Raw genomic sequence first — 22,775 nt, 5'->3', positions numbered from 1 at the left:
CAGACCTCCTACAAGCAAGGGAGCTTTTTTTATGATGATTTTGAGCATTCTCGCAACCGTTGTACTGCTCGGTGTGTTGTTCTATCACCGCGTCAGTTTATTCCTGAGCAGCCTGATTCTTCTGGCCTGGACGGCTGCGCTTGGCGTCGCAGGTCTCTGGAATATCTGGATTTTGGTCCCTCTTGCCATCATTCTGCTGCCGTTTAACCTGGCCCCGATGCGTAAGTCGATGATCTCCGCGCCGGTATTTAAAGGCTTCCGCAAAGTGATGCCGCCGATGTCGCGCACCGAGAAAGAAGCGATTGATGCGGGCACCACCTGGTGGGAAGGCGATCTGTTCCAGGGCAACCCGGACTGGAAAAAGCTGCACAACTATCCGCAGCCGCGCCTGACCGCCGAAGAACAGGCCTTTATTGACGGCCCGGTGGAAGAAGCGTGCCGCATGGCGAACGACTTTGCTATTACCCACGAAATGGCCGACCTGCCGCCGGAGCTGTGGGCGTACCTGAAAGAGCATCGCTTCTTCGCGATGATCATCAAGAAAGAGTACGGCGGTCTTGAGTTCTCCGCTTACGCGCAGGCTCGCGTGCTGCAAAAGCTGGCAGGCGTCTCCGGGATCCTGGCGATTACCGTCGGCGTACCGAACTCCTTAGGCCCGGGCGAACTGCTACAGCACTATGGTACGGAAGAGCAGAAAGATCACTATCTGCCGCGACTGGCGCGCGGTCAAGAAATCCCGTGCTTCGCGCTGACCAGCCCGGAAGCAGGCTCCGATGCAGGCGCAATCCCGGATACCGGCGTGGTCTGTATGGGAGAGTGGCAGGGCCAGCAGGTGCTGGGCATGCGCCTGACCTGGAACAAACGCTATATCACCCTGGCGCCTATCGCCACCGTGCTCGGCCTGGCCTTTAAGCTCTCCGACCCGGAAAAACTGCTGGGCGGTGAAGAAGATCTGGGCATTACCTGCGCGCTGATCCCAACCTCGACGCCGGGCGTTGAAATTGGCCGTCGTCACTTCCCGCTGAACGTGCCGTTCCAGAACGGCCCGACCCGCGGCCAGGATATCTTCGTGCCGATTGACTACATCATCGGCGGCCCGAAAATGGCCGGTCAGGGCTGGCGCATGCTGGTGGAATGTCTGTCGGTGGGTCGCGGTATTACCCTGCCGTCGAACTCAACCGGCGGCCTGAAGTCCGTCGCGATGGGAATTGGCGCTTATGCCCACATTCGCCGTCAGTTCAAAATCTCCATCGGCAAGATGGAAGGTATCGAAGAGCCGCTGGCGCGCATCGCGGGCAACGCTTACGTAATGGACGCCGCTGCATCCCTGATTACCTACGGCATCATGCTGGGCGAAAAACCGGCCGTGCTGTCCGCGATTGTGAAGTACCACTGTACCCACCGCGCGCAGCAGTCGATCATTGACGCGATGGATATTGCGGGCGGTAAAGGCATTATGCTCGGCGAAGGCAACTTCCTGGCGCGCGGCTATCAGGGCGCACCGATTGCCATCACCGTGGAAGGGGCCAACATCCTGACCCGCAGCATGATGATCTTCGGCCAGGGTGCGATTCGCTGCCATCCGTACGTGCTGGAAGAGATGGCCGCTGCGCAGAATAACGACGTGGACGCCTTCGACAAGCTGCTGTTCAAACATATCGGTCACGTGGGCAGCAACAAGGTGCGGAGCTTCTGGCTGGGCCTGACGCGCGGCCTGACCAGCGCGACGCCAACCGGCGATGCGACCAAACGTTACTACCAGCATCTGAACCGTCTGAGCGCCAACCTGGCTCTGCTGTCTGATGTTTCCATGGCGGTGCTGGGCGGTAGCCTGAAGCGTCGCGAGCGTATCTCCGCCCGTCTGGGCGACGTGCTGAGCCAGATCTTCCTGGCCTCTGCGGTGCTGAAACGCTACGACGACGAAGGCCGTCAGGAAGCGGATCTGCCGCTGGTGCACTGGGGCGTGCAGGATGCGATGTATCAGGCGGAACAGGCGATTGACGACCTGCTGGCGAACTTCCCGAACCGCTTCGTGGCAGGTGCCCTGCGCGTGGTGATCTTCCCGACCGGCCGTCATCATCTGGCGCCGTCAGACAAGCTGGACCACAAAGTGGCGAAGATCCTGCAGGTTCCGAGCGCCACCCGCTCCCGCATTGGCCGCGGTCAGTATCTGGCGCCAACGCCGCATAACCCGGTGGGCCTGCTGGAAGAGGCGCTGCTGGACGTGATGGCCGCCGACCCGATTCACCAGAAAATCTGCAAACAGCTGGGTAAAAACCTGCCGTTTACCCGTCTGGACGAACTGGCGAAACAGGCGCTGGCCGGTGGCATTATCAATAACGACGAAGCTGCACTGCTGGTGAAAGCCGAAGAGAGCCGTCTGCGCAGTATTAACGTGGATGATTTCGAACCGGAAGAGCTGGCGACGCAGCCGGTAAAGCTGCCGGAGAAGCACCGCAAACCTGAAGCGGCATAACCCGCTTCGCTCTGACAAACCCCGCCCGGTGCGGGGTTTTTTATTGCCACATTTTCTCGTAATGACGTGCTACAGTGTCAAAAAGGGGTCGTTTGAGGAGTCTGTATCGTGCCTGGTTTGAAGATTTCGATTTTGCAGCAGCCTTTAGTGTGGATGGATGGCCCTGCCAACCTGCGCCACTTTGATCGTCAACTGGAAGAGATTACCGGGCGAGATGTGATTGTCCTGCCGGAGATGTTTACCACCGGCTTCGCGATGGAAGCGGCGAAACAGTCAGTGCCTCAGGAAGAGGTGGTCGCCTGGATGCATGCCAAAGCGCAGCAAACCAACGCGCTGATCGCCGGGAGCGCCGCACTGCAGACGGAACGCGGCCCGGTGAACCGCTTCCTGCTGGTTGAGCCGGAAGGAAAGGTGCATTTTTACGATAAACGCCACCTGTTCCGCATGGCCGATGAACATCATCATTATGAAGCCGGTAACGAACGCGTGGTGTTCGAGTGGCGCGGCTGGCGCATCCTGCCGCTGGTCTGCTACGACCTGCGCTTTCCGGTGTGGTCGCGCAACCGCAACGATTACGACCTGGCGCTGTACGTCGCCAACTGGCCCGCGCCGCGCTCGCTGCACTGGCAGGCGCTGCTGGTGGCTCGCGCGATTGAGAACCAGGCGTACGTGGTAGGCTGTAACCGCGTGGGGACGGACGGCAACGGCCACCACTATCGCGGCGACAGCCGGGTGGTGAACCCGCAGGGCGAGATTATTGCCACCGCCGAGCCGCATCAGGCGACGCGCATTGATGCGGAGCTGTCGTTGACGGCGCTGAAGGAGTATCGGGAGAAGTTCCCGGCGTGGCAGGATGCGGATCCGTTTAGCATTGGGTGAAAAAATGCCGGGTGGCGGCTACGCCTTACCCGGCCTACCAATGTTGCTCGCTTCTTTTAACTCACTAACGCCTGCCCGTCTTTGCGGCTCTCCGTCGCGGCCACGTAGTGCCCCTCCGGCATACGATAGATCACCTGCGCACCGCCGAAGTTGTAATCCTGGAGCGGATCTTCCACCACGATCTGATGCCCGCGCTCGCGCAGCGCGGCAATGGTGTTGCGATCGAACGTCGATTCAACAATCACCTCCCTGCCCTGCACCACGCGCCAGCGCGGCGCGTCGATGGCCGCCTGCGGGTTTTGCCCGTGCAGCATAATGCGCAGCGCCATCTGCATGTGCCCCTGCGCCTGCATCGGGCCGCCCATCACGCCGAAGGACATCAGCGGCTGGCCGTTGCCGTCCATCGCAAAGCCCGGAATGATGGTGTGGAAAGGACGCTTGCTGCCCGCCAGCGCATTCGGGTGTTTGGGATCGAGCACAAAGCCGCAGCCGCGGTTTTGCAGGCTGATTCCGGTATCCGGCACCACAATGCCTGAACCGAAGCCCATAAAGTTGGACTGGATAAACGAAACCATCATCCCGCTGGCGTCCGCGGTGCTGATGTAGACCGTGCCGCTCTGCGTCGGTGATCCGTACACAAAGTCAGAGGCGTTATCGCGATCGATAAGCGCCGCACGCGACTTCAGATAGTGGTCGCTCAGCAGCTCTTTTGCTGCGAACTCCATATGTTCTTCATCCGCCACGTAGCGGTCGAGATCCGCCAGCGCCAGCTTCATGGCTTCAATGGATAAGTGCAGAGACTGCACGGAGTCCGGATGATGTTTATCAATGCCGCACTGCTCCAGAATACCGAGCGCAATCAGCGTGGCGATCCCCTGCCCGTTTGGCGGCAGCTCCTGTACCGAGCCGCCCGCGAAGTCGCGCGACAGCAGGTCAACCCAGTCCACGCGATGGTTTGCCAGATCTTCCGCTGACAGGTGCGCGCCGTGCTCCTGGGCGAAGGCGGCAATTTTCTGCGCCAGCTCACCGCGGTAAAAGGCTTCACCGTTGGTTTTGGCAATCAGCTCCAGCGAATGAGCCTGCGCCGGATTACGGAAGATCTCCCCCACGCGCGGGGCGCGGCCTTCCGGCGCAAAGCAGGCGCTAAAGCCCGGCTGATCTTTCAGCTTGTTATAGCCGCGCTGCCAGAGATGACCAATCAGCGGCGAGACCGGGAAGCCGTTGCGCGCGTAGTCAATCGCAGGCTGCGCCAGCGTGGTCAGCGGTAGCGTGCCGAAGCGTTCTGCCAGGGCCACCCAGCCCGACACCGCACCCGGCACCGTCACCGCGTCCCAGCCGATTTCCGGCACTGCGCTTTTACCGACAAACAGATCCGCATGCCAGCTGGCCGGCGAGCGCCCGGACGCGTTCAGGCCGTGAAGTTTTTCACCGTCCCAGACGATGGCAAAGGCGTCGCTGCCGATGCCGTTGCCGGTCGGCTCGACAACGGTCAGCGCCATGGCGGTGGCAATGGCCGCATCGACGGCATTACCACCCAGCTGCAGCATTTTCATTCCCGCCTGCGCCGCCAGCGGCTGCGAAGTGGCAACGGCGTTGTGGCCGATCATCGGCGGGCGGCGTGAAGCGTAACCGGACGTAAAATCAAGCGCTTTGGTCATCATGACTCCTTAGTCGTGGCGCGGATCGAGCGCATCGCGCAGCCCGTCGCCAAGTAAATTAAAGCCCTGCACGGCAAGGAAAATCGCCACGCCGGGGAAAACGGACATCCACGGCGCCTGCTCAAGGAAACCTTTCGCGGTATTGAGCATGGACCCCCAGGACGGATTGGGCGGCTGCTGCCCCAGCCCTAAAAACGACAGGCTGGCTTCGGCAATAATCGCCGAGGCAATGGCCAGCGTGGCCTGAACCAGGATCGGCGACATCACGTTTGGCAGAACGTATTTAATGATGATCCAGCGATCCGGCAGGCCTATCGCCCGCGCGCCGTCGATGTACTCTTCGTTGCGAATGGCGATCACCTGCCCGCGCGTCAGGCGGGCGAAGATCGGCATCGCCGAAAGACCGATGGCGATCATCGCGTTGGTCAGGCTCGGGCCTAAAAATGCCCCCAGCGCGATCGCCATGATCAGGAACGGACAGGCCAGCAGCGCCTCGATAAAGCGCGAGATGACGCCGTCCCACATCTTCTGGAAGTAGCCCGCCACCAGCCCCAGCGGCACGCCGATGACCACCGCGATAACCACCGACATACAGCCCGCCATCAGCGAGGTTCGCGCTCCCCAGATAATGCGGGACAAAATGTCGCGCCCCAGCTCGTCGGTGCCGAACCAGTACATCGCCGACGGCGCTTTGCGCACCGCGAGGAAGTTGGCTTTAACCGGGTCAAACGGGGCGATCCACGGCGCCAGCAGCGCCACCAGCACAAAGAAACCCACCACAAGCGCGCCAATCACCGCGCTTTTATTGGCGAGGAATTTCTTCAGCACCCGGTTCTGCGCGCGCGGCAGCGCGGGGGCTACGGTTTGCGTCGTCAGTTCCGCCATCATTAACCTCGCATTTTCGGGTTGATAAGGACATAAAGCACGTCGGCCAGCAGGTTGAGCAGCAGGAAGCCGATCGCCACAATCAGCACCACGCCCTGCACCACCGCGTAGTCACGGTTGAACACCGAGTCGACGATCATCTTGCCGAAGCCCGGAATGGTGAACACCTGCTCGGTCAGCACCGCGCCGCCCAGCAGCTCGCCGAACAGCAGCGTGGTGAGGGTGATCACCGGCACCAGCGCGTTGCGAAACGCGTGCTTTAGAATGACCGCCTTCGGCAGCAGCCCCTTGGCGCGTGCGGTACGGATATAATCCGCTTTCAGCACCGCAATCATCGACGCGCGGGTATGGCGCATCAGCGTCGCCGCCAGCCCGGTTCCGAGCACGGACGCGGGCAGCAGCAGCGTGCGCAGGTTCTGAAGCGGATCTTCACTGAACGGCACGTAGCCGGACGCGGGCAGCCACTGCAGGTTCACCGAGAAGACCAGAATCAGCAGGATCCCCAGCCAGAAGTGGGGAATAGAGATCCCTGAGATCGCCACGAAGTTCGCCCCGTGATCGACCCAGCTGTTTTTGTTCACCGCCGCAAGGATCCCCATGCTGATGCCAAACACCAGCGCAATAATCATCGCCAGCAGCGACAGCTCCAGCGTAACCGGCAGCTTGCTGGCGATAAGCTCGGTCACCGGCTCGTGCGTGCGCAAGGAGACGCCCAGATCGCCCTGCAGCGCCCGCGTCAGCCAGTGGAAATACTGAACCGGGATCGGCGCATCCAGGTTCAGCTCCGCGCGCAGCTGGGCGATCACCGCCGGATCGCGTTCCTCACCGGCCATCGCAATCAGCGGATCGCCGGGCAGCAGCTTTTGCAGCCCGAACACCATCATGCTCACCAGCAGTAGCGTCGGGACGGCCAGCAGCAGACGTTTGCAAATCAGTTCCAGCATGGGTTCTCCTCAGGACGTTTATTTCGCCAGCGTCAAACCCGCCAGACGCACGATGCCGTCCGGGTAAGGCTTAAAGCCCTGCACGCGCTTGTTCAGGCCAAAAATGCGCGGCTCGAAGTAGAGGTAGGCAATCGGCATATCGGTTTGCAGCTGCTTCACCACCTTGTCATACAGCGGCTGGCGGGCGGCCTGGTCGGTGCTCTGGCGCGCCTGCGTCAGCCACTCATCGACCTGCGCGTTGCTGTAACGGCCATCGTTAAGCGTGCCGTTGCTGTGGATAAAGCCGTAGATGCTGCCGTCCGGATCCGGGCGACCCGACCAGCCGGAGAAGCTCAGCTGATAATCACCGCTCTGCTGGCGATCCAGCAGCGTGGCAAATTCGGTCATCTGCAGGTTCAGCGTGAAGCCGGCCTCGGCGACCATCGCCTGCAATACCTGACCCACCTGCTGCGAGGTTGGGTTGTTCGGCACCAGCAGGTTGACGGTCAGCGGCGTGGTGACGCCTGCCGCTTTGAGCAGCGCTTTGGCTTTATCAACGTCGCGCGGCGGAACCGGCAGGTTGACGTGATACGGGCTGACCGTCGAAAACGCCTGGTTGGCTGGCGTATACAGCCCTTCAAAGACCACCTGGTTTAACGCATCACGGTCGATGGCCTGAGAAAACGCCTCGCGCACGCGGGCATCTTTGAACGGATCGTTCGCCGGGACCTTGCCGTTGTTAATATTGAAGGTGATCCCCTGATAGCCCAGGCCGGTGACCTTCGCCAGCGCCAGCTTGCTGTCGGCTTCGACGGTTTTGACGTCGCTGGCGGCGATGCCTTCGGTCAGATCCAGATCGCCCGCGCGCAGGTTCGCCAGACGCACGGAGGCATCCGGGATCGGCAGATAGATAATTTTGTCGAAGTGGTAGGCGCCTTTGTTCCAGTAGTTGTCGAAGCGGGTCAGAACGATGCGGTCCTGCGACACGCGGCTGTCGAACTTGTACGGGCCGGAACAGACCGGATGGGCGGCAAAGTCAGGCTTTTTCGCGGCCTCGGGTGCCATCATCGCGCCCGCGCGGTCGGTAAGCTGCATCAGCAGCGCGGCGTCCGGCGTTTTCAGGTGCAGCGCTATCTGCATCGGGCCGGTGACCTCTACCGATTCCACGGAGGAGATCTCGCTTTTCCGCAGGGAGCCTTTGAGGGTCAGGGCGCGGTCCAGGTTGTATTTCGCGGCGGCGGCATCGAATTTCTCTCCGTCATGGAAGGTCACGCCTTCGCGCAGATCCATGGTCAGCGTTTTGCCGTCGGCGCTCCAGGCCCACGATTTCGCGAGGCCTGGCACGACCTTCAGATGCTCGTCGACGTCCACCAGCCTGTCGCACAGGGAGGCAAACACGAAGCGGCCATAGTAGGTGCGCGCCAGGTGCGGGTCGAGCATGTCCGGGTCTGCCCCCAGGCCGATTCGCAGCACGCTTTCAGAATGGGCGGGCAGCGCCGCGCCAAGCAACATAACACTTCCCAGTACGGTCAAAAGAGAATTACGCATTGTCATTATCATGAGTTCCTTGAAGGAAGGGAGGAGTGAGTGGCCGCGTGTTCAAACAGCGCGCGGCGGCGCAGAAAGGCTGCGGATGGCGGTGCGATCTGGATAACGCTGCGATCGCGGTTAATTTCCTGCCAGCGGTGGCAGGCAACCTGACGCCCGCCGTCGAGCACCTGATTAATCGGCTCGACCTGGCGGCATTCGTCAGTGACGTACGGGCAGCGGGTGTGGAAGCGACAGCCCGACGGCGGGTTCGCCGGGTTCGGCAGATCCCCCTGCAGCAGCGGCGCGTCGCGCTCAATACCCGGCTGCATCTGCGGCGCCGAGGCGATCAGCGCCTGGGTGTAAGGGTGCAGCGGTGCGTCAAAGATCTCGTCGACGGTGGCAAGCTCAACGATCTGCCCAAGGTACATCACCGCCACGCGGTCGCTCATGTGGCGGATCACCGCCAGACCGTGGGCGACGATCACCATTGTCAGCCCCAACTGGTGCTTCAGGCTCTCCAGCAGATTAACCACCTGCGCCTGCACCGACACATCCAGCGCGGAAACCGGCTCGTCGCCCAGCAGCAGCTTTGGCCCGGAAGCCAGCGCGCGCGCAATGCCGATACGCTGGCGCTGCCCGCCGGAAAACTCGTGCGGATAGCGCCCGGCCCAGGCGGCAGGCAGGCCAACGGTCTTGAGCAGCTCCGCGACGCGGTACTGACGGTCCGCTTTCTTCATGTTCTGGTGCAGCCACAGCGGCTCACCGACGATCTGCTCCACCGTCATGCGCGGGTTCAACGAGGCAAAAGGATCCTGAAAAATAATCTGCAGTTCGCGCCGGAGCTGGTTCAGACGGGCGCCTGTGGCGTGGGTAATTTCCTCCCCCTGATAAAACACGCGTCCTTCGCTGGCGGCCAGCAGACGCAGCAGCAGACGGCCAAGGGTGGATTTCCCGGAACCGGACTCGCCGACAATCGCCAGCGTTTCGCCCGGCATCACGGCAAGCGAAACGCGATCGACCGCCGTGACAAACCGGGCCGGGGAAAAGAGTTTTTTCGGGCCGGGGAAAAGCTTGCTGAGGTCCCGAGCCTCTAGTATGGGCGTGGTCATGCGGTCTCTCCCAGGGCAATGTGGTGTTCGAGCGGCACGCGGAAGCAGGCGACCCGATGGCCCGCGCCGAGCGTGGTGAGCTGCGGTTTTTCATCATGACAGCGCGACTGCGCAAACGGGCAGCGCGTCGCGAAACGGCAGCCTTGCGGCATGGACTCCGGGAGCGGGACCGTTCCGGGAATGGTAGAGAGCTGGCCTTTGCGTGCGCCCAGCGAAGGGATCGAGCCCATCAGGCCGATGGTGTACGGGTGCTGCGGGTCAGCGAATATTGCCTCAACGCTTCCCTGCTCTACCACCTGTCCGGCATACATTACCGCCACCTGCTGGGCGACTTCGGCCACCACGCCCAAATCGTGGGTGATCATCAGCACCGCCGTGCCGGTTTCCTCTTTTAGGGTGTTCAGCAGGGTCAGGATTTGCGCCTGGATGGTGACGTCGAGCGCAGTGGTGGGTTCGTCGGCAATCAGCAGTTTAGGGTGGTTGATCAGCGCCATGGCAATCATCACGCGCTGGCGCATGCCGCCGGAAAGCTGGTGCGGATACGCCTTGAGGCGCATCTCCGCCGCCGGGATCTGCACCTTCTCAAGGATCTGCAGCGCGACCTTCATCGCCTCCGGGCGCGTAACGTTCTGGTGACGCATGACCGCTTCACTGAGCTGATCGCCTAACGTGAAGGCCGGATTGAGCGAGGTCATCGGCTCCTGGAAAATCATCGCCAGCTCACTCCCGCGCAGATCGGCATACTCCCGCGGCGAGAGCTTGCGCAGGTCGTGGCGGCGAAACTGCATCTCGCCGCTGACAATCTGCGCGCTGGCGGGCAGTAAACCCATCAGCGCCAGTGAGGTGATACTTTTCCCGCAGCCGGACTCCCCCACCAGCGCCAGCGTTTCGCCCGCTTTGACCGTCAGGGAAATGCCGTCCAGGACGCTGACCGGCGAGCCGGAAAACTTAACGTTGAGATTATTCAGCCGGAGTACAGGCGTGGAGTCCTTAAACGGGATCGTCGTCATAGCGTGAAATCGTCCTCAAGGTGGATCGCCTGAATCAGGGCGTTTTGCAGGCTGAGCAGGTGTTCGCGCATGGCGGCCGCTGCTTCATTAGGCTGGCGATGGATAATCGCGGACATGATCTTGTGATGGTGGTCGTTGTAGCTGTCGACACGTTCGGGCGTGCGGGCTAATTCACGCAGATGCTGCCAGCCGGGTTCGCGCCGCACGGCGTCAATGGCGTCAAACAGGCCGAGCATCAGGCGATTGCCCGCCGCCTCGGCAATGGCGCGGTGAAAGGCGCTATCCCAGAGTTCATTGAGATCGCGGTCATCCGGGCTGACCTTGTCGATGCGTTCCAGCATGCGCTGCATGAGCGCGAGGTTTTCCCTGGTGGCACGCAGTGCCGCAAGCCGGGCTAAGCCGGGTTCGATCTGTATACGAGCTTCCATCACTTCCAGCAGATTGGTCTGCTGAACCAATCCCTGAAGGGCCAGCGGTTCAACAGGGGCAGCCGGACCAATAAAGGTGCCTTTGCCCTGTTTACGCCAGATCCGCCCTTCTTCTTCCAGCACGTCCAGCGCGCGACGCACTTCGCGTCGTCCTACGCCGAGTGTTTCCGACAGCTCACGTTCCGTGGGCAGCGGAGTGCCTGGTGTTGACTCATGCTGGTTGATTAGCCCGCGCAGTTGCTCAAGCGCGGTGCTGGAATTGGCCAGAAACCGTGACGGTTTTTCCATATTGGTTCGCTCACTATCATCGTTATTTTCTTTTTATGAACGATAAGTTATTGATATGGCGTGCTACTTATCGTGCTAATGATTAAGCAATAAACGAACCAATTTTTTAATGGTTCAAAAGAGATTTAAAAAAGCGGTAGAAAATGAAGGGGTTACAGCAACGTATTGTTACAGATGCAAGCGGCATCCTGAGACGATAAAGGCCGGAAAAGAACATGAAACGCACAAAAACAGTGCAAATATTGCACTACAATAGTGCCATTGTTAATTTTTTGCACTATAAATGATAACAATAAGTTAACAAAAAGTAATAAATAAGGCGTGCTTACGCCTGAAAATGGCCCCCTTGCGAGGGCCGCGAAAGATTAAGGTACAGGCTGCCAAAGCGTCGCAGCCGCAGTCGGCGCCCAGTCGGACTGAGACGTGTGCCCCTGCACGCAGCGATACTGTGTGCCGTTATACGTGACAATTTCTCCAGTCTTATAGCGCGTACCGACTTTCCACTCGCCTTCCGGCTCAGGCGTCACAGACCCCTCTTTCGTCGTGGCTTTAAGCGGTGTACTGGCGAGAGACTGATGACCTTTGGCATTTTCGGCGATCACCTGGTAGCTGTAGGTTGTTCCCGCGCGCAGGCCGCTGTCGAAGATCTGCGTTCCGCTTACGGTGAGTAACTCCGCCCCATCGCGTAGTACGTGGTATTTCACCGCGTTGTCTACCGCATTCCATTTCACCGTCAGGCTGTTTTCCGTCGAAGAAACCAGGGCCAGGCCGCCTGGCGCGTCAGGACGTCCCTCTTCGACCTGTACGGTTTCTACCTTAACCACGTTGCTGCTTTCAGAGATATTGTTCGCTGCATCACGTGCTTTCACGCTGTAGTGGTACACCACACCGCCGGTCTCTACTGCATTATCGGTCCACTGGGTGTCCGTTGAAGACCCGACTTTGATGTCATTACGGTAGATGTCATATCCCACTACGCCACGGTCATCGGTGGAGGGCTGCCAGGCAAGGGTGATAGTCAAGCCATTGTTCAGCACCTTCAGTCCTGCTGGCGCAGTTGGCGCGACGGTATCCTGCGGGCGTTCAGGCGACATCAGGTCCGCGCGCTCTTTCATTTCATTGAAATAGTCAACCTGCTGCGGGATGGACAGCTGCTGATCGTTTGAACCCAACGTCCAGATAAAGAACCCACCATAGCCGTTTTCCGCCTGCCAGCCCGCACGGTTTACGTTGTTCTGTCGGTTCTCAACAAAGCGACCTTCTGGCCCCCACTGGGAGTTGATGGTCTGACCGAGAACGATTTTGCTCTTATCACCCACCGCCCGGGCGTAGTTAGCCATCGCCACGTCATACTTAAAGCGTGGGCCGGCGTCATAGGCCATGACGTTGAAGAAATCGAAAACGTTTTTCCCCTGCGTCAGCAGCGGCAGAACTTCGCCATGGTGTGAAGAGCGAGCCGCCTCAACGAAGGAACAATTCTCGGTTACCGCGCTGTTGGTGCAGTTCTCCGGGTCAGCACCAACGTGATAGGTGGTCAGGCTCAGCAGCTTTTTGCTGCCGGACGCATTGAGCTTGCTACGAACCCGTTCAGCCAGATCCAGCAGGTTTGCGTTTTCCTCTGGCGTGACGCGATCGGGCTTTTCAAAGTCAAAATCGATGCCGTCAAGCTGAACGGTACCCGCCTTCTGGTAGTTCGCCATATTACATTTGCCTTGCCAGTCGGCGCTCAGGCATTCGCCAACCATCTCTTCCGGCTTCAGGTTCTTTTTATATACCGGGAAGTTGGTATTCAGCAGATTCACCAGATTCTGCGCCAGCGTTTCTCGCGTTTGCGCGTTATTCAGATAAGACCACATCGCGGAATACGTCTCGCCGCCGAGCGCCAGCATCATTTTTTTCTCCGGGTGCGCCAGCTTCAGCTGACTCCACACGACATAGGCTGGCGCATTAATGTACCAGGGATCATATTGTGGTACTGCAACAATATTATCGGAACTGGACAGCTTACCGCTTGCATCCCAGCCACCAAATGAAAGCAGGAACGTATCCGCTTTCACCTCTTTCATATCCTCAACGGACTCGACCGGAACGCCCCAGGAGGTCAGATAGGTGACCGCTCGCGGTGCCTGCGCCGCGAAAGCCGACTGCGCCATTAGTGCGCTACCAATTAACAGAGATAATGTAAGTTTTTTCATCAAAGTTCCTTATTGCTTTGTGATGATAGTCCTGTGGATTACCTCGCAAATTGTCTTTTTTTTTAGCGCCGAGATCGTTGGGGATAATAGAGTGGTGAATCAGGAAACCCTCCGCGTTAAATAAGAAATATCTCTCGCATTTATAATAAATACTTCAACGACAGCGCGGGAGAATTCTCGCATCCTGTAAGACGCTTCTTTATTTAATTTTCCCATCTTCACCAATTAAAAAAGATGGCATACCTGTGTTCCCGCTCTTTTATCAGGGAAAATTCAGGAATTAATCACAACTATTATCCAACTAGGGACGCTCTCAATGAAATATGCAACAAACGTGATGCGAAAACAGGGTGGTTTCACCCTGCTTGAACTGCTGGTCGTGCTGATGATTATTGCGCTGCTGGCAGGATTTGTCGGGCCAAAAGTCTTCTCAAATGTCGACTCGGCTAAGGAGAAAACCGCCATGCGCCAGATGCGCTCGCTTGCTGAGGCACTCGGGCAATATCGCCTCGACACCGGCAGTTATCCAACTGAAACACAAGGTCTGAAAGCGCTGACTGAAAAGCCTTCCAACGCGCAAAACTGGAATGGCCCTTATCTTAGCCAGCATGTGCCGTTAGACCCCTGGGGCAATCCGTACCAGTGGCATAACCCCGCCCGGACAAAAGACGCCATTAATGAAGTCGAAATAACCTCCGGCGGTAAAGACGGTAAGCCAGTCACTTACGGGTTCTAACTATGCTGCGCCTGTCCATATATTCGCTGTTTATCTTCAGCGTATTTTCCTGCCGGGCCGATTGCTGGCAGCTGGCGGGAGAACGTTACGGCATTGAGCCAGAGCTATTACAGGCGATAGCGATAGTGGAATCCAACGGTAATACCCGGGCCATCAACAAAAATCGTGATGGCTCAATGGATGTCGGTCTGATGCAGATCAATAGCATTCACTTCGATGCGCTGCGTAAATTTCGTATTAGTCAAAAAGATCTGCTTACCGACCCTTGCCAAAGTGTCATGACCGGCGCCTGGATCCTGGCAGGTCAAATCCAGCGCTTTGGTTATACCTGGGACGCGGTGGGGGCGTATAACGCCGGAACGGCAAATACCCCCCAGCGCCGCGCGCTTCGTCAACAATACATAAAAAAAGTGGCTCCGCATTATGCCCGCCTTAAAAGGCAGAGCCATACACTGTCGCCAAAATGAAACCATATACCGTCACCATCCTCCAGGGGGGGAAACGCGCCAATCAGACCGTACTTGCCGCGTCGCCTGATGATGCCAGCGCCCGCATTATTGCCGGCGGCGGCATCGTTTTGCAGGTACAGGAACGCCCCGCCCGCAAGGAGAAACGCTTTCCACTGAATCTGTTCTTGCAGGAGCTTATCGCTCTGCTGGAAGCCGGGCTGGTCGTGGTCGAGGCCGTCGAAGCGCTGCGCGAAAGCAGCCGCGACGGTGGCACCTCGCTGGTTCTGGATACGCTGGTTAAAAAGCTCTACGAAGGAGCGCAACTCTCCCAGGCGATGATGGCGTTACCAGCACTGTTTCCGCCTCTGCTGATTAACACCGTTGCCTCTTCTGAGCAAACCGGACACTTACCCGAAGCGCTAAAGCGTTTTCAGTTTTACGAATCAAGAATGGAAATTCTGCGCAAGCGGATTAAATCAACCCTGCTCTATCCGACAATTGTCATTGCCGCCGGCGGGATAATTCTGTTCTTTCTGCTCGGCTTTATTATTCCACGTTTTTCCGTGGTGTTTGACGGGATGAAGAACCCGTCCGCCAGCGCACAGCTTATCCTCTGGTGGGGACGCCTGACGCAAACCCATGGCTCGCTGCTGCTGGCCGGTTGCGCGGCAGCGGTCGCAGGCATCGTGATGGCGGTACGTAGCCCGCGCCTGCGCCAGCGCGCGCTCGGTTTGTTGCTGCGCATTCCCGCCTTACGCCAGCAGCACCAGCTTTCTGTGCTGGTGCGTTTCTACCGCACGCTGGGCCTGCTGTTACAGGGCGGCCTTCCCGCGCCAGATGCGTTAATGCTGAGCCGGGAGATCCTGCCCGCCACGCATCGTCAGCAGGTTGAACAGGTTATCCGGTACGTCGCCGCCGGCGAGTCGCTCTCCCGCATGCTGGAAGCCCAGCAGATGACGACTCCTGTCGCCAGCCGCCTGCTGCAGGTCGGCGAGCGCAGTGGCGAACTGCCTGCCATGTGCGAGCGGATCGCCGCTTTTTATGACGAATCGCTGGAACGCGCGATTGAAACCTTTAGCAAAATTTTTGAACCGATTCTGATGATGGTCGTTGGCGGCATCGTTGGGCTCGTCGTGTTTTTACTGTACATGCCCATTTTTGAACTGGCAGGAGGATTGCAATAATGTCTCACTCACCGTCTGTAGAACCCCTTTTCGACCTGCCAGACGAGCAGCGCTGTCAGGCGCTGGCGGAACTGCTGGACAGTTTCCCCGGCGCGTTAGAAGAAGCCGCCGGTTCCCTGGGGCTCACGCCGCTCTCACCCACACAGCTCGCCGACAGCGAAGAGGATTTCGAAGCCGTGCCGCTGACCGAATCGCTCAGCCAGCGAGCATTGCCGCTGCGCGTTAACGGTCAGCTCCACGTTGCGCTGGGCGATCCGTTTTCACTGGCGCTGCGCCAGTGGGCTTATAACGTGAATGCGCTCCCCGCGCTCGCCCCGCTCTCTCAGCTTAATGCCCGCCTTGATGAACTGGCAAAACAGCAGCGCACGCTCGATCAGCTGGAGCAGCAGCAGAGTGAAGAGAATAAAGAGGCCCGGTGGCTGGAGATCACCCCAGCAGCCATCGCCAGTGAACCCCATGCCGTCATTAAGCTGGTTAACGCCACGCTGTTTGATGCCCTGCAGAGCCGCGCCAGCGATATTCATCTTTGCGCCGTCGCGGATGGGTTGATGGTGAAGTACCGCATCGATGGCGTTCTGCACAGCATTCGCCACTGCGCCGGACTTCAGCAGGCGGAACAGGTGATCTCCCGTCTCAAAGTATTAAGCTGCATGGACATTTCCGAACGACGCACGCCTCAGGACGGGCGCTTTAAGGCGTTGATTCTCCAGCGTCCTGTTGATTTTCGCGTGTCCATCATGCCGGGCGTCTATGGCGAGGATGCCGTACTGCGCGTGCTGGATAAATCTCACGATCAAAACCTGCGCCTGGAGACGCTCGGCTTTGATGAGCACACGCTGAGCGCGATTCGCCAGTTAACCCATCTGCCCCACGGTATGGTGCTCGTCACCGGGCCAACGGGGAGCGGGAAATCCACCACTCTCTATTCAGCACTCAGCGAACTCAACAGTGGTGAATGCAAAATTATCACCATTGAAGATCCCGTGGAGTACCAGCTCAACAGCGTGCTGCAAATTCCGGTCAACGATAAAAAAGGGCTCACCTTCGCCCGCGGCCTGCGCGCCATTTTGCGTCACGACCCGGACATCATCCTGGTGGGTGAGATCCGCGACGGTGAAACCGCCGGCATTGCCGTGCAGGCGGCGCTCACCGGCCACGTGGTGCTCTCCTCGGTTCACGCCAATGACGTCTTTAGCGTACTGGAACGTTTTTTATATATGCAGGTGGAGCCCGCCAGCCTGATCACCGCCCTTAACGGCGTCGTGGCACAGCGGCTGGTGCGCCAGATTTGCCCGGACTGTATTGATGACACCACGCCCACAGATGACCTTCTCGCGGCGTGGCAATCCGGACCGCTGCAGCAGCTCACGCCCCGCTGGCGTCGAGGGCGAGGCTGCGATACCTGCCGCGACAGCGGTTTTCGCGGCAGGCTGGCGCTGGCGGAAGTGCTGCATTTCAGCGATGCGATGAAAGAGGCAATGCTGGCGCGATCGCCCCGGCGCAAGCTAAAGGAAGTGGCGCTGAATGACGGTTTTGTTCCGCTCTCGACCATCGCGCTGCGCGCCGTGGTCGAAGGCAAAACCACCTGGGAGGAGGTGAACCGTGTTATCACTCACTAACACCTGGCAGTGCGACATCTGGCCTCATGCCGTGCGGTTGCGCCGCAACAACGTGGTTCTCGCCACCCATGAACGCCAGCCAGATGAGCCTCTTGAAGCCGCGCTCGAAACGCTGCTGCGCCTGCGCCCTTCCGTCTTACCGTGGCGTGACGCGGTGGAGTTTCACCTCGATACCGACGATCTGACGTTTTTAATTCAGCCCTGGCATGACGGCGTGACCACACCGCAGGAACTGCTCCAGCTCGCCCAACAGCAGGCGGTTCTTCGCGCGAGTCCGCCCGTCGACTGGCTGGTGCGCTTCGAGACCCTTAACTGGCAGCAGTCAGCGCTGGCCGCGTGCCTGAAGCAACCTTGCTGGCACCTGCTTGTCGCGCTGGCGCGTCGGGAGCGGCTGCGGTTTCGCGGTGTTGTCACGCCGTTTCAAAAGCTGTTTAGCCACTTCGCCGCCGCACTGCCGGAAAACGGCCTGTTTGTGGCGATGAGCCCCCACCATAGCCGGATTGCCAGCCGTCAACACCACAGCTGGCGCGACGTCTGGACACTCACCCTGCCACAGCAGGAGATGGACGCCCAGCTGCGGGTTATCGCCCGGCTAAGCGGAATGCAGGACTGTCCTGGCTACGTCATTCATACCGACGGTGAGCATCACCAGGAAGTCGCGCTACAGGAGAGTCCTCATGACGCCGCTGTTTACGCGTAGTTCCCCGTGGGCCGTACGCACGCTGCTGTTAACCGGACTCCTCTGTTTACCGCTCACCGGTGCCGTGATGTATGGCCTGTTTGAGCACCAGCGCCTTGAGCTGGAGACGTCGCAGATACAGCAGCAGCTCGCCCAACGGCAGCAGGTGCTGCGCCAGCTGCGTGAAGTGGAGCAGCGCCGGTTGCGCCAGGCTAAGCAACTGCAGGCCGTCCCACCGGCCATCAAGCTGCTGGACAACATCGGCAGCGTACTGACGCCTGATATTGCGCTCCTGAGTATTGACGTCATTGCCAGTAAAGGCGATGCGCGGCTTACGGTGAATGCAGGCAATCTTGACGCCCTGCTCGCCTTTAGCGAGCGGCTACAGCAGTTGCCGGCGCATGTGGTGCTTGAGAACCATCGCCAGTCGGCGCAGGGCGATCCTGCCTGGCCGATTAACGCGGTACTCGACGTCAAGGTGACGACGGAGGCGCACCATGCGGCTTCAGAATAAACCCGCCGTGCTGCGCTGGCAGGCGGCGTTATTTGCCGGGCGCATCGGAACGGTTCCGCTCGTGCTCGCCGGGCTGCCCGCAGGACTGCTGCTGTTATGGCTTGGCGGCGTGCGGCCGCACACCATCCATTTGCAGGAGAACCTTGCCCGGATCCAGGCGCAGCTACAAACCACGCTGCCGCTGGATAAACAGCAGCCGGAACTGCAAAGCCGCATCAGCCTCGGAGAATATCAGCAGGTCAGGCTCATTTTTGAGCAGTTCAGGAGCCGAGGGATGAAGGTCGACGCCAGCCGCTATCAGCTGGAAAACGACGACGGCAAAACCGCGCTACGGCTGGATATTCCGCTGCGCGGTGAATATCTGCCGCTGATGGACGCCCTGGAAACGCTAAGCCGCACTTTGCCGTTACGCATTGAGCAGCTAAGCCTGCGGCGCGCCGGGCCATCGGAAAGCCAGCTCAGCGCCACCGTGCAGCTTCGCCTGTTGAAGGAGTCGCCATGAAACTGCCGCGCTATTTACAGCTGGCGCTGGTGCTGACCGCCGGTGCTGTTTTCTGGAGCCAGTTTGCCGATGACGAGATATCGCAAGCGCCGCTTGAGGCGCAGCCGGTCTCACGCCCGCGCCCCGCGCCAGCAAAGCCGGAGACGGCTCACGCAACGCGCATCGATCTCTTTTCAACGCCACATAGCAGGGCGCAAGACGCAGCAGAACAGCCGCCGGAAAACGATCGGCCTGAAGAGGCGACACCAACCGCACCGCCGCTACCGCTTCAGCTCCTCGGTGCCTGGTGGGAAAACCGTCAGAGGATCGTTGTGCTGACGGATGGCAAAGAGACCTGGCCGGTCTGCGAGCGCTGCCGGGCGGACGGCAGGATCTGGATCGGCAGTTCGCCGGTTAACAACTGGATTTTAAAAGCGGTGGCGAACGACCACCTCCTGTTTGAATGGCAGCCCACCCATAGCCAGCAGCGGCTGGAACTGGATGAGCTGCAATCGGAACCGACACATTAATCATGAAAAAAACTATTGCTCTCACTTTTTTGTTGTCATGCGCGCTACTGAGCGGCTGTGCACAACGTGCGGCGCCTCCGGTCCGGGAATCAGTGACCGCCTCGCCGCAGGTGCTGGTTAAGCGGCTTAAGGAGATAGACCAACAGCGCATCGCCAGCCCACAGGATATTGCGCTTCGCGCCGAGCAGGCTGACATCAGCAAAAAGCTGGTAAATGACTACCTGAAAAACGCCGATCTCGCGGTGCGTCAGAACAATTACACCCTGGCGACGCAAATGTGGCGCGATGCGCTTACCTATGAGCCCGGTAACCTGCGCGCCCTGCAGGGCTTACGCAAACTCGATGCCCGTAGAGCGCTGGACGCATTGTATAAGGAGGCGGTGGCTAACAGCACCCGCGACCCGGCACGCGCGCTGCACAAAATCCAGCAGGTGCTGGAAGAAGATCCCAACTGGCCCCAGGCGCGCGCGCTGCGCGATCACCTGATGCGTGAGGTGTCGCGGATCAACCAGCCGGAGCAGCGTCTGAACCGGGAACTGCAAAAAACGATAGCGCTTAATTTTCGCGAGCACAGCCTGATGGCCATCTTTAACACCATCAGCCAGATGACCGGGGTCAATATCATTTTTGACAAAGATATTTCCTCCAGCACAACCGGCAGCCTGATAGCCAAACGCACCACTGCGGAAGATGCTATCAACGTGCTGCTGTTGTCGAATAACCTGCGGAAGAAGGTGCTGAACAGCAATACGTTGCTGATCTACCCCGCCACCGCGCAAAAAGAGAAGATCTACCGCGACGTGGTCGTCAAAACCATCTTCCTGGGTTATGCGAAAGCAAAAGAGGTCAACGTCGCCCTGCGCAATATGGTCAAGCTGAAGGATGTGCACGTTGATGAGCGAACCAACTCCGTCACCCTGCGCGGGCCAAAAGAGAACGTGGAAAAAGCGGAGCGCCTGTTAGTGACGCTCGACCGGCCTGAAGCGGAGGTCACGCTGGCCGTTGAAGTGCTGGAAGTAAACACCAACGATCTCGAAGCGCTTGGCGTGAAGCTGCCGCAAACCATTAGTGCGGGTTTTGCGAAAAGTAAAGAAGGTGATTTAAAGGGAAGCGGGATCCCGCTGGGCGACCTGAGCGCCAAAAATATCATGGTCGATATCGACAATATGACCATTGACATGAAAAAAGTGTTGAGCAACGCCAGAGTGCTGGCCAACCCGCGGATCCGGGTGAAAAACAATAAAAAAGCGCTGGTTGATATTGGTCAAACGATCCCGGTACTGACCACAACCGTCAATGACGGGATTTCGCAACAGAAAGTGGATTATCAGGACGTTGGCCTGAAGCTGGAAGTCACCCCGGAAGTCAGTATGGATGACAATATCTCAATGGAGGTGAAGTTCACGCTCAGTGCCCTGGGCGCCGAAGAACCCGGTGAGAACGGAGCAAAGTATTACCGCACCACGAAACGCGAAGCCAATACCACGCTCAGCAGTATGAACGGCGAGACCCAGATGCTGGCAGGGCTGATCAAGCAGGATGAAACCACGACCCAAAAAGGAACGCCATTATTAAGTGACATCCCGGGGCTGGGCCGCCTGTTTAGCAGCAATTCCGACAACAAAGAGCGCACGGAGGTGGTGCTGTTAATTACGCCGACCATTGAGCGCAACCTCGATTTACCGGGAAGCCACGTCAGTACCATTGAGATGGGCAGCGACGATTTAACGGGCGACAGCATTCAACTGCGCGACCTGCAGCACGACGAGCCGGGGAGCGGGTTTACCGCACCGGCGCTTGCGCCGCCAGCCCATTTCCCTGACCGGGCGGCCACGCTGCCGCCACCGATCCTCGATGAGTCAGAGACGGAAAACGGAGCATCGTAATGCAGCGCCAGCGCGGTTTTACCTTGATTGAGATGATCGTCACGCTGGCGCTACTCGCCACGCTTGCCGCTGCCGCTGCGCCGCTGATGCGTAACTACCATCAGCGGCAGCAGGAGACGCAGCTACGTGAGTCGCTGCGCACGCTACGCGATGCCATTGACCGTTATCACCAGGCAAGCGTGGACGGCATCATTGAGAAAAAAACCAGCGAATCGGGATATCCGCCGACACTAAAAAGCCTGGTGGAAGGCGTCCGGGATAAGACATCGCCCACTGGCGCGATGATCTACTTCCTGCGCCATATTCCGCGCGATCCGATGTGCGATTGCGAGGGAAAAAATGATGAAGAGACCTGGCGGTTACGCGCATCCACGCAGCCACCCGGCGATTTCAGCGGCGGCGGGAAAGACGTGTTTGATGTCAGTAGTACCAGTACGGCCAGCGGTCTGAATGGAGTGCCCTATGCGCAATGGTGAAAAAGGTTTTACGCTCATCGAGCTGCTGGTGGTGATGGCGATCATCGCGACATTGATGACCCTTGTCGCTCCACGTTTTTTCCAGCACGCGGACAGAGCCAAAGAGGTGGTGCGCGAGCATAATCTGCATGCGCTGCGCAGCGCGATCGATCACTACCGCCGCGATCGCCTGGCGGGGCCATACAGCCTGGAGGATCTGATCGAGGCCGGTTATCTGCGCCAGATGCCGCTGGATCCCATCACCAACCGCCGCGATATCTGGGAGGCGAAGACCGATGACGAAGGGCAAATTATTGACGTCGAGACGCCGCCTAAACCCGGTCAGGATCATCGCGATGCGTTCGATTAAACGACAGGGAGGTTTTACCTATCTGCTGCTGCTGATTGCGCTCTCCACGCTGGCGTTGTCGCTGCTGAAAAGCCGCGATGAGGTGCAGATGCGTTATCAGGCACAACAGGAGGCTGAGCTTTTATTTCGCGGCGATCAAATCCGCGCGGCGATACAGGCCTACCGCGGCAACGGTGATGGCTGTTTTCCCGTGCGTTTCGAACAGCTGCTTATTGATAAACGCGGGCGAAAACCGCTTTATCACCTGCGCCAGCACTACGCCGACCCGCTAACCGGGAGTAAAAACTGGGGGATGATCCTCGATCCTCAGGGGCGCTGGATTGGCGTGCGCAGTCTCGGAAAGGGTACGCCACGGAAAAAAGTCGGCTTTCGTCACGATCCAAAACAGTTTGCCAAAGCGAAAACGTATTACGACTGGAAATTTCAGGTAGAGAGCGATCCGCAGGCCCCGCTGCCTGCGGCTTGTGGTCGCTAATGCAATGATGTGGCGA

Annotated in this window: 22 protein-coding genes; 14 read left to right on the top strand and 8 right to left on the bottom strand. The window is 59.0% G+C overall.

Going from position 1 to position 22,775, the window contains the following annotated elements; all coding sequences use genetic code 11:
- Positions 1-31 precede the first annotated feature (31 nt).
- The gene (fadE, locus tag IM271_RS17465) at positions 32-2,476 is read left to right on the top strand and encodes an acyl-CoA dehydrogenase FadE (protein ID WP_028012072.1); all 2,445 of its coding nucleotides are present in this window, start codon (positions 32-34) and stop codon (positions 2,474-2,476) included.
- Positions 2,477-2,584: 108 nt separating this feature from the next.
- A complete protein-coding gene (locus IM271_RS17460) occupies positions 2,585-3,355 on the top strand; it encodes an amidohydrolase (RefSeq protein ID WP_192986344.1) in 771 nt (256 codons plus the stop codon).
- Positions 3,356-3,411: 56 nt separating this feature from the next.
- On the opposite strand, the gene IM271_RS17455 is transcribed toward IM271_RS17460, so the two are convergent.
- From IM271_RS17455 to IM271_RS17420, 8 genes are all read right to left on the bottom strand, one after another.
- A complete protein-coding gene (locus IM271_RS17455; RefSeq protein ID WP_193052948.1) occupies positions 3,412-5,013 on the bottom strand; it encodes a gamma-glutamyltransferase family protein in 1,602 nt (533 codons plus the stop codon).
- A gap of 9 nt (positions 5,014-5,022) precedes the next feature.
- Positions 5,023-5,898 (bottom strand): ABC transporter permease, encoded by an 876-nt coding sequence (locus tag IM271_RS17450; protein ID WP_028012069.1) that lies wholly within the window; start codon positions 5,896-5,898, stop codon positions 5,023-5,025.
- A gap of 2 nt (positions 5,899-5,900) precedes the next feature.
- Positions 5,901-6,842, bottom strand: a complete 942-nt coding sequence (locus IM271_RS17445; RefSeq protein WP_028012068.1) for an ABC transporter permease — start codon at positions 6,840-6,842, stop codon at positions 5,901-5,903.
- An 18-nt stretch (positions 6,843-6,860) separates the two neighbouring features.
- Entirely contained in the window at positions 6,861-8,375 is a 1,515-nt protein-coding gene (locus tag IM271_RS17440) for an ABC transporter substrate-binding protein (RefSeq protein WP_075206585.1), read from the bottom strand.
- A 2-nt stretch (positions 8,376-8,377) separates the two neighbouring features.
- Positions 8,378-9,460, bottom strand: a complete 1,083-nt coding sequence (locus tag IM271_RS17435; RefSeq protein ID WP_045259782.1) for an ABC transporter ATP-binding protein — start codon at positions 9,458-9,460, stop codon at positions 8,378-8,380.
- Positions 9,457-10,470, bottom strand: coding sequence for an ABC transporter ATP-binding protein (locus tag IM271_RS17430; protein ID WP_193052943.1), 1,014 nt, complete (start codon positions 10,468-10,470; stop codon positions 9,457-9,459). The genes IM271_RS17435 and IM271_RS17430 overlap by 4 nt, the downstream gene beginning before the upstream one ends.
- Complete coding sequence (locus tag IM271_RS17425; RefSeq protein WP_028012064.1) at positions 10,467-11,186, bottom strand: FadR/GntR family transcriptional regulator; 720 nt, start codon at positions 11,184-11,186, stop codon at positions 10,467-10,469. Before IM271_RS17425 ends, IM271_RS17430 begins: the two co-directional genes overlap by 4 nt.
- Before the next feature lie 365 nt (positions 11,187-11,551).
- On the bottom strand, positions 11,552-13,381 hold the full coding sequence (locus IM271_RS17420) for a glycosyl hydrolase family 18 protein (RefSeq protein WP_048960608.1): 1,830 nt from the start codon (positions 13,379-13,381) through the stop codon (positions 11,552-11,554).
- Between the two features lie 316 nt (positions 13,382-13,697).
- Between IM271_RS17420 and gspG the strand changes: the two genes are divergently transcribed.
- The 12 genes from gspG (at position 13,698) to IM271_RS17360 (ending at position 22,759) form a co-directional block, all read left to right on the top strand.
- The gene (gene gspG / locus IM271_RS17415) at positions 13,698-14,117 is read left to right on the top strand and encodes a type II secretion system major pseudopilin GspG (RefSeq protein ID WP_045630682.1); all 420 of its coding nucleotides are present in this window, start codon (positions 13,698-13,700) and stop codon (positions 14,115-14,117) included.
- Positions 14,118-14,119: 2 nt separating this feature from the next.
- On the top strand, positions 14,120-14,584 hold the full coding sequence (locus tag IM271_RS17410) for a lytic transglycosylase domain-containing protein (RefSeq protein WP_032644836.1): 465 nt from the start codon (positions 14,120-14,122) through the stop codon (positions 14,582-14,584).
- Positions 14,581-15,750: a type II secretion system F family protein gene (locus IM271_RS17405; RefSeq protein WP_193052942.1), complete on the top strand. Its 1,170-nt coding sequence runs from the start codon at positions 14,581-14,583 to the stop codon at positions 15,748-15,750. Before IM271_RS17410 ends, IM271_RS17405 begins: the two co-directional genes overlap by 4 nt.
- Positions 15,750-17,369, top strand: a complete 1,620-nt coding sequence (locus IM271_RS17400) for a GspE/PulE family protein (protein WP_052954309.1) — start codon at positions 15,750-15,752, stop codon at positions 17,367-17,369. Before IM271_RS17405 ends, IM271_RS17400 begins: the two co-directional genes overlap by 1 nt.
- Positions 17,353-18,069: a hypothetical protein gene (locus IM271_RS17395; RefSeq protein ID WP_193052941.1), complete on the top strand. Its 717-nt coding sequence runs from the start codon at positions 17,353-17,355 to the stop codon at positions 18,067-18,069. The genes IM271_RS17400 and IM271_RS17395 overlap by 17 nt, the downstream gene beginning before the upstream one ends.
- Positions 18,047-18,562: a hypothetical protein gene (locus tag IM271_RS17390; RefSeq protein ID WP_193052940.1), complete on the top strand. Its 516-nt coding sequence runs from the start codon at positions 18,047-18,049 to the stop codon at positions 18,560-18,562. The genes IM271_RS17395 and IM271_RS17390 overlap by 23 nt, the downstream gene beginning before the upstream one ends.
- Positions 18,546-19,064 carry a hypothetical protein gene (locus IM271_RS17385; protein ID WP_182034038.1) on the top strand — a complete coding sequence of 173 codons (519 nt, stop codon included), beginning with the start codon at positions 18,546-18,548 and terminating at the stop codon, positions 19,062-19,064. Before IM271_RS17390 ends, IM271_RS17385 begins: the two co-directional genes overlap by 17 nt.
- Positions 19,061-19,573: a hypothetical protein gene (locus IM271_RS17380; RefSeq protein WP_045630687.1), complete on the top strand. Its 513-nt coding sequence runs from the start codon at positions 19,061-19,063 to the stop codon at positions 19,571-19,573. Before IM271_RS17385 ends, IM271_RS17380 begins: the two co-directional genes overlap by 4 nt.
- A 92-nt stretch (positions 19,574-19,665) precedes the next feature.
- Positions 19,666-21,459: a secretin N-terminal domain-containing protein gene (locus tag IM271_RS17375; protein ID WP_223824739.1), complete on the top strand. Its 1,794-nt coding sequence runs from the start codon at positions 19,666-19,668 to the stop codon at positions 21,457-21,459.
- A complete protein-coding gene (locus IM271_RS17370) occupies positions 21,459-21,935 on the top strand; it encodes a type II secretion system protein (protein ID WP_028012053.1) in 477 nt (158 codons plus the stop codon). Before IM271_RS17375 ends, IM271_RS17370 begins: the two co-directional genes overlap by 1 nt.
- Positions 21,922-22,284, top strand: coding sequence for a type II secretion system protein (locus IM271_RS17365; RefSeq protein WP_080339181.1), 363 nt, complete (start codon positions 21,922-21,924; stop codon positions 22,282-22,284). The genes IM271_RS17370 and IM271_RS17365 overlap by 14 nt, the downstream gene beginning before the upstream one ends.
- On the top strand, positions 22,271-22,759 hold the full coding sequence (locus tag IM271_RS17360) for a type II secretion system protein (RefSeq protein ID WP_100170723.1): 489 nt from the start codon (positions 22,271-22,273) through the stop codon (positions 22,757-22,759). Before IM271_RS17365 ends, IM271_RS17360 begins: the two co-directional genes overlap by 14 nt.
- Positions 22,760-22,775: the final 16 nt, after the last annotated feature.

Origin of the sequence: Enterobacter cloacae complex sp. I3 (genome assembly GCF_014896175.1) — a bacterium.
In the GTDB taxonomy this organism is placed as follows: Bacteria; Pseudomonadota; Gammaproteobacteria; order Enterobacterales; family Enterobacteriaceae; genus Enterobacter; species Enterobacter bugandensis.
Note: the sequence above shows the minus strand (reverse complement) of the source record. Positions and strands in the feature narration are given on the sequence as shown.